We start from the raw sequence: 9918 nt of genomic DNA on the forward strand, positions 1-9918 counted from the left end.
GGGATGGCCTGCGACGCGGGCGGGGTCGTCGGCGAGGACGAGGGCGCGGGCACGGCGGATCAGATCCGGTAACCGGAGCCGGGCACGGTGACGATCACCGCGGGCTCCCCGAGCTTGCGGCGCAGCGTCATGACGGTGACGCGCACGACGTTGGTGAAGGGGTCGGTGTTCTCGTCCCAGGCCTTCTCCAGCAACTGCTCCGCGGAGACCACGGCACCCTCGCTGCGCAGCAGCACCTCCAGCACCGCGAACTCCTTGGGGGCCAGGTGGACCTGCCGGCCCTCCCGGGTCACCTCGCGGCGGTTGGGGTCGAGCTTGATCCCGGAGCGCTCCAGCACCGGCGGCAGCGGCGCGGTCGTACGGCGCCCGAGGGCCCGTACGCGGGCGGTCAGCTCGGTGAAGGCGAAGGGCTTGGGGAGGTAGTCGTCCGCGCCCAGTTCCAGCCCCTCCACGCGGTCGCTGACGTCGCCCGCGGCGGTCAGCATCAGGACGCGGGTCGGCAGGCCCAGCTCCACGAGCTTGCGGCACACGTCGTCCCCGTGGACGACCGGCAGGTCGCGGTCGAGGACGACGACGTCGTAGTCGTTGACCCCGATCCGCTCCAGGGCGGCGCCGCCGTCGTAGACGACGTCGACGGCCATGGCCTCACGGCGTAGTCCGGTGGCTACCGCATCGGCGAGCAGTTGCTCGTCCTCGACGACCAGTACGCGCAAGGCGCTGTTCCTTCCCTAGGCACTTCTCAAAGAGCCGTGCACAGCCCGCTGCGCAGGCTGAACGCCCCTCCATCCTGCACCGGGAGGCCGTAAAACAGGGGTAAGAGCAGTTGGCGCCCAATTCTTCGCGTCCCGGAGGTTTCCCCTCCGGCGGGCCTGGGGAGGACGACTGCACACCCCCGATCACGCCCCCAGGGCGTCCGCAACTCCCGTGGCAGTAGCCGCTGTGTGATCCGAGGGGTCCCCGGACAAGACCTGTGAACGACCCCGCACATCGCACGACCCCGAATATCCCTGTGTCAACCCACGACGACGAGGGGGCGCCACCTGATGGACGCATTCACCACTGGAATCCTGCAGCGCATACACAGCACCGAATCGGACCTTCTGCGCGCCCGTGAGGACGGGGACGAGTTCCTGGCCGAGGTCGAGGAGGCCGAACTGGCCGACCTGCGCCGCCTCGCCGCCGAGCACGGCGTCCAGGTGCTGCCCAAGATCGCCTGAGATCGCCCAGGGCGGCACAGCCGAACGCCGCGCCCCGGACACCTGGACAGGTGCCGGGGCGTTCGCGTGCCCGCCGCCGGTTGCGCACGGGGCGGCCGGCCGTCACGGGGGGCGTCAGCGGCCCTCAGTCGTGCCAGGCGCCGAGTTCGTCGAGCCGGCGCTGCAGGGGCTCGAACAGTCCCGGCGGGGCCGCCACGGTCAGCTCAGTGGACTCCGGCACCCCGGGGCGGCCGCCGGTCAGGGCTCCGGCCTCGCGGGCGAACAGCGCGCCCGCCGTGTAGTCCCACGGGTTCAGGCCGCGCTCGTAGTAGCCGTTGAGGCGGCCGCAGCCCACGTCGCACAGGTCGATGGCGGCGGATCCGCCGCGGCGTATGTCCCGCACCTGCGGCACCAGCTCGCGCAGCACCCTCGCCTGGCCCTCGCGGCGCTCCTGCAGGTAGCCGAAGCCGGTGCCGATCAGCGCCTGGTCCATCGGCGGCGCAGGGCGCACGGCCGCCGGCCGGTCGCCGACCCACGCACCCCGGCCCAGCACCGCGCGGTAGCTCTCGCCGCGCATCGGGGCCTCGACGACCCCGACGAGCGTCTCGCCGTCCCGCTCGGCCGCGATGCTCACGGCCCACGACGGCAGGCCGTACAGGTAGTTCACGGTGCCGTCCAGCGGGTCGATCACCCACCGGACCCCGCTGGTGCCCGGGGTGCTGGCGCCCTCCTCGCCCAGGAGCCCGTCGTCCGGGCGGCGCTCGATGATGAAGGAGGCGATCAGCTTCTCCGCGGCGATGTCCATCTCGGTGACGACGTCGATCGGGCTGCTCTTGGTGGCGGCCACACCGAGGTCGGCCGGGCGGCCGTCGCGCAGCAGCTCGCCCGCCCTGCGGGCGGCCTCGAGGGCCACGGCCAGGAGTTCGTCCTTGAGGTGGTCGTTCACGGTACTCCTCGTGCGTTCGGGTACGTCGGTCACTCGGCGCCCGCGGCAGCGGGCCGCGGGCTGCGCGCCGGGCAGCAGCCCACGGGGCACACGTCGTGGCTGGGCCCGAGCGCGCCCAGCGCGCACCGCTCGGGGGTCAGGCCCCGCTCGGTGGCGGCGCGCTCCAGCACCAGCTCGCGCACGGCGGCCGCGAAGCGCGGGTCCGCGCCCACGGTGGCGGCGCGGGATACGGGCAGGCCCAGTTCCGCGGCCTTGGCGGTCGCCTCGGTGTCGAGGTCGTACTTGACCTCCATGTGGTCGGAGACGAAGCCGATCGGCACCATGACGGCGGCGGGGGCGCCGGCGGCGTGCAGCTCCTCCAGGTGGTCGCAGATGTCGGGCTCCAGCCACGGGATGTGGGGGGCGCCGCTGCGGGACTGGTAGACCAGCTTCCACGGGCGGTCGGTGCCGGTGGCCTCGCGGACGGCGTCGGCGATCACCCGGGCGGTGTCCAGGTGCTCGGCGACGTAGGCGCCGCCGGCTCCGTCCTCGGTGTGCTCCTCGGGCCGGCCCGAGGTGTCGGCGGCCGCGGTGGGGATCGAGTGGGTGGTGAACGCCAGGTGCGCCCCGTCCCGGACGTCCTCGGGCAGCGTGGCGAGGGCGGTCAGCACCGCGTCGGCCATGGGCCGGACGAAGCCGGGGTGGTTGAAGTAGTGCCGCAGCTTGTCCACGCGGGGGACGGGGTGTCCTTCGGCCTCGAGGGCGGCCAGGGAGTCGGCGAGGTTCTCGCGGTACTGCCGGCAGCCGGAGTAGGAGGCGTACGCGCTGGTGGCCAGGACCAGGACCCGGCGGTGGCCGTCCCCGGTCAGCTCGCGCAGCGTGTCGGTGAGGTAGGGCGACCAGTTGCGGTTGCCCCAGTACACGGGCAGGTCGAGGCCGTGCTCGGCGAAGTCCTTGCGCAGCGCCTCCAGCAGCTCGCGGTTCTGCGCGTTGATGGGGCTGACCCCGCCGAAGAGGAAGTAGTGCTGCCCCACCTCCTTCAGGCGCTCACGGGGGATGCCACGGCCGCGCGTGACGTTCTCCAGGAAGGGGACGACGTCGTCGGGCCCCTCGGGCCCCCCGAAGGACAGCAGGAGCAGTGCATCGTACGGAGTGGCGGTGCCGGCCTCGGTGTGATCGGACATGTTCCGATCCTGCCACCCGGGGGTGACGGCCGAAGAACCGGGAAAATTCGCTTGCGCTCCCTTTGTAAGCTGTGTGACGCAGTCACATTCCTTACCCCCGCCCCCACCTCAGCCCCCGAACATCGGCAACGAAGCCGTTGGAGCGCCCTGTGCCCAGTCCCTATCGCGCGATCTTCTCCACTCCGGGGACCAGGGGTTTCTCGGCGGCAGGCTTCATCGGCCGGATGCCGCTGTCCATGCTCGGCATCGGCATCGTGACGATGATGTCCCAGGTCACCGGCCGCTACGGGATCGCGGGCGCCCTGGCGGCCACCCTGGCGCTGGCCGGGGCGGCGCTGGGTCCGCAGGTCTCCCGCCTGGTCGACCGGTACGGCCAGCGCAGGGTGCTGCGCCCGGCGGCCGGGGTGACGGTGCTGGCGGTGGCGGGCCTGCTGGTGTGCGTACGGACCGGGGCTCCGGACTGGGCGCTCTTCGTCTGCGTCGCGCCGGCGGGGACGACCCCGAGCCTGGGCGCCATGGTGCGGGCGCGGTGGGCCATGATCCACCGCGGGTCGCCTGCCCTGCTGCACACCGCCTACTCCTTCGAGTCCGTCGTCGACGAGGTCTGCTTCATCGTGGGCCCGATCCTGTCGATCGGGCTGTGCACGATCTGGTTCCCGGAGGCGGGGCCGCTGCTGGCCGTGCTCTTCCTGGCGGCCGGGGTGTGGCTGCTGAGCGCGCAGCGCGCCACCGAACCGCCGCCCCACCCGCGCGAACAGCACACCCCCGGCTCCGCGCTGCGCTCCCGCGGGCTGCAGGTGCTCGTGCTGACCTTCGTCGCGACCGGGGCGCTCTTCGGTGCCGTGGACGTGAACACCGTGGCCTTCGCCGAGGAGCAGGGCCACAAGGCCGCGGCCAGCGTGGTGCTGGCGGTGTACGCGGCGGGTTCCTGCCTCGCGGGGGTGCTTTTCGGCCTGATGAAGCCGACGGGAACGGCCTCCCGCCGCTTCCTCCTGGGCGTGGCGGCCATGGCCGTGAGTATGATCCCGCCACTACTGGTCGGGAACTTGCCGTTCCTGGCCGTGGCGCTGTTCGTCGCGGGCCTGTCCATCGCACCGACGATGGTCACCACCATGGCGCTCGTCGAGCAGTTGGTACCGCGCGCGAAGCTGACCGAGGGCATGACGTGGACGAGCACGGGGCTCGCGGTCGGTGTGGCGCTCGGCGCCTCTGCGGCCGGGTGGGTGGTCGACGCGGCGGGGGCCCGGGCCGCGTTCGCGGTGCCCGCCTCCGCCGCGGCGCTCGCCGTGGTGGCGGCCTTCCTGGGGTACCGCCGGCTGGAGTCGGCGCCTGAGCTGGAGGGGACGCGTGCGCATGGCTACGACGAACAGGACCGCCGGGAAGGCCACATGGCGTAACTGGGCGGGCAACGTGCGGGCCCTGCCCGCGCGGACCGAGTCACCCGCCTCGGTGGACGAACTGGCCGCCGTGGTGCGCAAGGCGGCGGCGGACGGGCTCCCGGCCAAGGCGGTCGGCACCGGGCACTCCTTCACCTCGACGGCGGCGACCTCGGGCGTCCTGATCCGGCCCGAGCGGATGACCGCGGTGCGGCGCGTCGACCGCGAGGCCGGCACGGTCACGGTGGAGGCGGGCGTCCAGCTCAAGCACCTCAACGCGCTGCTCGCCGCCGAAGGCCTGTCGCTCACGAACATGGGCGACATCATGGAACAGACCGTGGCCGGCGCGACCAGCACCGGAACCCACGGCACGGGCCGCGACTCGGGCTCCATAGCCGCCCAGATCAAGGCGCTGGAACTGGTGCTCGCCGACGGTTCGGTGCTCACCTGCTCGGCGGAGGAGAACGCCGAGGTCTTCGCCGCCGCCCGGATCGGGCTGGGCGCGCTCGGCGTGGTCAGCGCGCTCACCTTCGCGGTCGAGCCGCTCTTCCTGCTCGCCGCGCGCGAGGAGCCCATGCGCTTCGACCGGGTGGTCGCCGAGTTCGACCAACTGGTCGAGGAGAACGAGCACTTCGAGTTCTACTGGTTCCCGCACACCGACGGCTGCAACACGAAGCGGAACAACCGCAGTCAGGGGCCCGCCGCCCCGGTCCCGGGCGTGCGCGGCTGGATCGACGACGAGTTCCTGTCCAACGGGGTCTTCCAGGCGGCCTGCGCCGTGGGCCGGGCGGCGCCCGCCCTCATCCCGGGCATCGCCCAGGTCTCCAGCCGGGCCCTGTCGGCCCGCGCCTACACCGACGTCCCGTACAAGGTGTTCACCCATCCACGCCGTGTGCGTTTCGTGGAGATGGAGTACGCGGTGCCGCGGGAGGCCGCGGTGGAGGTGCTGCGCGAGCTGAAGTCCATGGTCGAGTCCTCGCGGTTCAGGATCAGCTTCCCCGTGGAGGTGCGCGTCGCCCCGGCGGACGACATCGCGCTGTCGACGGCCTCCGGCCGGGACACCGCGTACGTCGCGGTGCACATGTACCGCGGCAGCCGGTACCAGGAGTACTTCACGGCGGTCGAGCAGATCATGACCGCCCATCAGGGACGCCCCCACTGGGGCAAGATCCACACCCGGGACGCGGACTACTTCGCCGAGGTCTACCCGCGCTTCGCCGAGTTCACCGCCCTGCGCGACCGGCTGGACCCGGACCGGCTGTTCCGCAACGACTACCTGCGGCGGGTGCTCGGCGAATAGTTCCACTTGTGTGGTTTTTGTGAAGATCCCGGCCCAACTCCCTTGGCGTGCGCGAAGTTCGACGGCGCGGCGCCCCACCGACGTGGCCCAAATGGAGTACTGTGACAAATCCTGGCTCCGGGGGGAGACGGCGCACTCGTCCCGGGGTGCCGTCGATCGAACCGGAGACACTTGACGCCGAGTGGTTCGTTTGGCCACTCAGCGTTGCGAATAGGTAACCGTGCCATAACGGCGAGTCACGGCACACGCCCGACACGCCGGGAAACTCAGCAAGGTTGTGGCAGGCTGCACCCGGGCAGGTCACACTCGTCCATCGGGAGCAGCGACGCACGTGACGTCGGCAGGCACCACCCGGGAGGTAACCGTGCCCGAACTGCGTGTCGTGGCCGTCAGCAACGACGGCACACGGCTGGTGCTCAAGGCTGCCGACAGCACGGAGTACACGCTTCCGATCGACGAACGTCTGCGTGCCGCCATCCGCAACGACCGGGCGCGGCTGGGCCAGATCGAGATCGAGGTCGAGAGCCATCTGCGCCCGCGCGACATCCAGGCGCGGATACGAGCCGGTGCCACCGCGGAGGAGGTCGCTCAGCTCGCCGGGATCCCGGTGGAGCGCGTCCGGCGCTTCGAGGGCCCCGTGCTGGCGGAGCGCGCCTTCATGGCCGAGCGGGCCCGCAAGACCGCGGTGCGGCGTCAGGGCGAGAGCACCGGTCCGCAGCTCGGTGAGGCCGTCGCGGAGCGGCTGCTGCTGCGCGGCGCCGAGAAGGACAGCGTCCTGTGGGACTCCTGGCGGCGTGACGACGGTACCTGGGAGGTGCTCCTCGTCTACCGGGTGGCCGGTGAGCCGCACTCCGCGAGCTGGACGTACGACCCTCCGCGCCGGCTCGTCCAGGCCGTGGACGACGAGGCGCGCGCGCTCATCGGGGAGACGACCCAGGAGGCCGCGCAGGAGCCGAGCTACCCCTTCGTGCCGCGGATCGCGCGGCTCCCGCGCGACCGTGCGCTGGAGCGGCCCGACCGCGCCGATCGGGCGGAACGCACGGCCGAGGAGCGGGCGGAGGAGGAGCGCGACTCCCTGACCAGCCTCCTGGAGGCGGTCCCCAGCTTCCGCGGCGACATGGTGGTGCCGGCCCAGGCGGGGCCGCCCTCCGTCACGCCCGACACGCCGGCTGCGGCAACGGTCACCGAAGACGGTCCCGACACGCCCGGGGCGGAGGAGGAGGCGCCGCCGGCCCCCGCCGCGAGTGCGGGCGCGGGCTCCGCGTACGCCGACGTCCTGATGCCGCGTTCGGTCGGCGCCCACCGCGACCGGCTGGTCGGCTCCACCGACCGCCAGGCCGAGGCGGACGGGGTCCGTCCGGGACGGCGGGCGACGGTGCCGAGCTGGGACGAGATCGTCTTCGGGAGCCGGCGCAAGAAGCAGGACTGACCGGGGCACGCTGCCCCTCAGGGGGTGCCCCGGTGCGGTCCTCCGTAGGGGCCAGCCGCCGGCGCCCGGTCAGCCCGGTTGCGGGCCGGTCGCGACGTCGCGGCCCGCCGTGGACCACTCGCTCCAGGAGCCGACGTAGAGCGCCGCGGGGATGCCGGCGACCGCCAGGGCCAGCACCTCGTGGGCGCCGGAGACGCCCGAGCCGCAGTAGACGCCGACCTCGGCACCAGGCGTGGCACCGGCCTTGCCGAAGCGCGCCGCGAGTTCGTCGGCGGCGAGGAAGACGCCGGTGTCCGCGGCGACGTTCTCCGTGGTCGGGGCGTTGACCGCGCCGGGGATGTGACCGGCGACGGGGTCGATGGGCTCGGTGTCGCCCCGGTAGCGCTCCGGCGCACGGGCGTCCAGGAGGACGCCGCGGCGGGCCAGTGCCGCCGCCTCGTCGGCGGTGAGCACGGGAAGCGCGCCCGGCGCCGCGGCGAAGTCGCCCTCCTCGTCGGCGGGGACGTCCGCATCGAGAGGCAGTCCCGCCGCGGTCCACGCCGCGAGCCCGCCGTCCAGGACGCGGACCCGCTCGTGCCCGGCCCAGCGCAGCAGCCACCACGCGCGGGCCGCGCCCCAGCCGGGACCGCCGTCGTAGACGACGACGTCGCGGTCCGCGCCGACGCCCGCGCGGCGCATCGCGGCGGTGAACACCGCGAGGTCCGGGAGGGGATGGCGGCCCGCCGCCCCGGGCGGTCCGGCGAGTTCGGTGTCGAGGTCGACGTAGTGCGCGCCGGGCAGGTGACCGGCCTCGTACGCGGGACGGCCGGGCGGCCCGCCCAGTTGCCAGCGGACGTCCAGAAGGGCGGCGCCTCCCGGGACGCCCTTCGGCAGCGCGGCCAATTCGGTTACGGTAATGACAGGATGCATAAGCCCATTGTGGTCACCCGGCGCGGGAAACCTGCGGCGCGGCCCCGGTCCGCGGCACACCCGGTGGTGCGAGCATCGCTGTGGCACGTCCCCTGCAAGCCCGAGCGTTGCTCCCCAGGAGAGAATTGATGACCGAGGTAGGGAACCGCCACCCGCACGGCACCCCGTGCTGGGTCAGCCTGCTGGCTCACAGCGTCGAGGCCACGCAGGAGTTCTACAGCCATCTGTTCGGCTGGGAGTTCCACCCCGGTCCGCATTCCCTGGGCCTGTACGTGCGCGCCACGCTGGACGGGAAGAGCGTGGCCGGCATCGGCGAGCTGCCCAGGGACCGGCACCTGCCGATCGCGTGGACGACCTACTTCGCCACGGACGACGCCGACAAGACCGCCGAGCTGATCCGGATCTGCGGCGGCACGGTGGGCGTCGGCCCGCTGGACGCGGACGACGCGGGACGGCTGGCCGTCGCCTCGGACCCGATGGGCGCGGTGTTCGGGGTGTGGCAGGCCCGGCACCACCGCGGGACCGAGGTCTTCGGGGTACCGGGCGCGCCGGTCTGGAACGAACTGCTCACCCGGGAGACCTCGCTGGTCGGCAAGTTCTACTCGGTGGTCTTCGGGCTGGAGACCGACGCGGTGGTCTCCACCGACTTCGACTACCTCACGCTCCACCTCGCCGGCCGTCCGGTCGGCGGGATCCACGGCGTCGGCCGGGCCCTGCCGCGCGACCGCGGGGCGCACTGGATGACGTACTTCGAGGTCGCCGACACCGACGCCGCCACCCGCCAGGTGACGGACCTGGGCGGGACGGTCATCCGCACGCCGCGCGACTCCGAGTACGGCCGGCTGGCCACCGTGGCGGACCCCGAGGGCGCGGTCTTCACCGTGATCCGGTCCCGGCCGCAGCCGGGGGCCGGCGGCAGCTAGTCGACCGGCAGGACGTCCGGCGAGATCGCCGCCGCGCGCGCCGCGGCCGCGGTCATCCGCCGGATGTGGTGGCGGCGGCAGAGCACCTCGTAGCCGATGTCCGCGCCGGGGCGGTTGACGTCGCCGACGACGACCTGCTCGCCCTCGACGACCATCTCCCCGCCCACCGTACGGGCGTTGTGCGTGGCACGGGCGCCGCACCAGCACAGGGCCTCGACCTGGAGCACTTCGATCCGGTCGGCCATCTCCACCAGGCGCCGGGAGCCCGGGAAGAGCTTGGTGCGGAAGTCGGTGGTGATCCCGAAGGCGAAGACGTCCAGCCGCAGGTCGTCGACGATGCGCGCGAGCTGGTCGATCTGGTCCGGGGTGAAGAACTGGGCCTCGTCGACGATGACGTAGTCGGCGCGGGCGCCGCCGGACAGGTGCGTGACGAGGTAGCCGTAGAAGTCGAAGTCGTCGGCGGCCTCGACGGCCTTGGTCTCCAGGCCGAGCCGGGAGGAGAGGACGCCCTCGCCGGCCCGGTCGTTACGGGTGAAGATCAGTCCCTCCAGGCCGCGTGCCGAGCGGTTGTGCTCGATCTGCAGGGCGAGGGTGCTCTTCCCGCAGTCCATCGTTCCGGAGAAGAACACGAGCTCAGGCATGAGGAGGCGGCGGCCTTTCGGGGCGGGGTGGTGGG

Annotated in this window: 10 protein-coding genes; 5 read left to right on the top strand and 5 right to left on the bottom strand. The window is 72.9% G+C overall.

Features of this window, described 5'->3' with window-relative positions; translation table 11 throughout:
• Nucleotides 1–59: 59 nt before the first annotated feature.
• On the bottom strand, nucleotides 60–713 hold the full coding sequence (locus PV350_RS40135; RefSeq protein ID WP_499514502.1) for a response regulator transcription factor: 654 nt from the start codon (nucleotides 711–713) through the stop codon (nucleotides 60–62).
• 330 nt (nucleotides 714–1043) lie between these two features.
• On the opposite strand from PV350_RS40135, the gene PV350_RS40140 reads away from it, so the two are divergent.
• Nucleotides 1044–1217, top strand: coding sequence for a hypothetical protein (locus PV350_RS40140; RefSeq protein WP_018561851.1), 174 nt, complete (start codon nucleotides 1044–1046; stop codon nucleotides 1215–1217).
• A gap of 124 nt (nucleotides 1218–1341) precedes the next feature.
• On the opposite strand, the gene PV350_RS40145 is transcribed toward PV350_RS40140, so the two are convergent.
• Both PV350_RS40145 and PV350_RS40150 read right to left on the bottom strand, forming a co-directional pair.
• Nucleotides 1342–2142 carry an inositol monophosphatase family protein gene (locus PV350_RS40145; RefSeq protein ID WP_499514501.1) on the bottom strand — a complete coding sequence of 267 codons (801 nt, stop codon included), beginning with the start codon at nucleotides 2140–2142 and terminating at the stop codon, nucleotides 1342–1344.
• 29 nt (nucleotides 2143–2171) lie between these two features.
• Complete coding sequence (locus PV350_RS40150; protein WP_500338366.1) at nucleotides 2172–3305, bottom strand: ferrochelatase; 1134 nt, start codon at nucleotides 3303–3305, stop codon at nucleotides 2172–2174.
• A gap of 149 nt (nucleotides 3306–3454) precedes the next feature.
• On the opposite strand from PV350_RS40150, the gene PV350_RS40155 reads away from it, so the two are divergent.
• The 3 genes from PV350_RS40155 to sepH all read left to right on the top strand — a co-directional run bounded on the left by PV350_RS40155 (nucleotide 3455) and on the right by sepH (nucleotide 7410).
• The gene (locus PV350_RS40155; RefSeq protein ID WP_500338368.1) at nucleotides 3455–4702 is read left to right on the top strand and encodes an MFS transporter; all 1248 of its coding nucleotides are present in this window, start codon (nucleotides 3455–3457) and stop codon (nucleotides 4700–4702) included.
• Nucleotides 4659–5981: a D-arabinono-1,4-lactone oxidase gene (locus PV350_RS40160; RefSeq protein ID WP_499514498.1), complete on the top strand. Its 1323-nt coding sequence runs from the start codon at nucleotides 4659–4661 to the stop codon at nucleotides 5979–5981. Before PV350_RS40155 ends, PV350_RS40160 begins: the two co-directional genes overlap by 44 nt.
• Nucleotides 5982–6312: 331 nt before the next feature.
• Nucleotides 6313–7410: a septation protein SepH gene (sepH, locus tag PV350_RS40165; protein ID WP_500338369.1), complete on the top strand. Its 1098-nt coding sequence runs from the start codon at nucleotides 6313–6315 to the stop codon at nucleotides 7408–7410.
• 69 nt (nucleotides 7411–7479) lie between these two features.
• On the opposite strand, the gene PV350_RS40170 is transcribed toward sepH, so the two are convergent.
• Nucleotides 7480–8319 (bottom strand): sulfurtransferase, encoded by an 840-nt coding sequence (locus PV350_RS40170; RefSeq protein WP_499514496.1) that lies wholly within the window; start codon nucleotides 8317–8319, stop codon nucleotides 7480–7482.
• 128 nt (nucleotides 8320–8447) lie between these two features.
• Here PV350_RS40170 and PV350_RS40175 point away from each other — a divergent pair, with 128 nt between their 5' ends.
• The gene (locus PV350_RS40175) at nucleotides 8448–9242 is read left to right on the top strand and encodes a VOC family protein (RefSeq protein ID WP_499514495.1); all 795 of its coding nucleotides are present in this window, start codon (nucleotides 8448–8450) and stop codon (nucleotides 9240–9242) included.
• Here PV350_RS40175 and PV350_RS40180 read toward each other — a convergent pair.
• Entirely contained in the window at nucleotides 9239–9883 is a 645-nt protein-coding gene (locus PV350_RS40180; protein ID WP_499514494.1) for a thymidine kinase, read from the bottom strand. The genes PV350_RS40175 and PV350_RS40180 overlap by 4 nt on opposite strands.
• Nucleotides 9884–9918 lie beyond the last annotated feature (35 nt).

This window comes from Streptomyces sp. PA03-6a, assembly GCF_033792765.1.
Classification (GTDB): domain Bacteria; phylum Actinomycetota; class Actinomycetes; order Streptomycetales; family Streptomycetaceae; genus Actinacidiphila.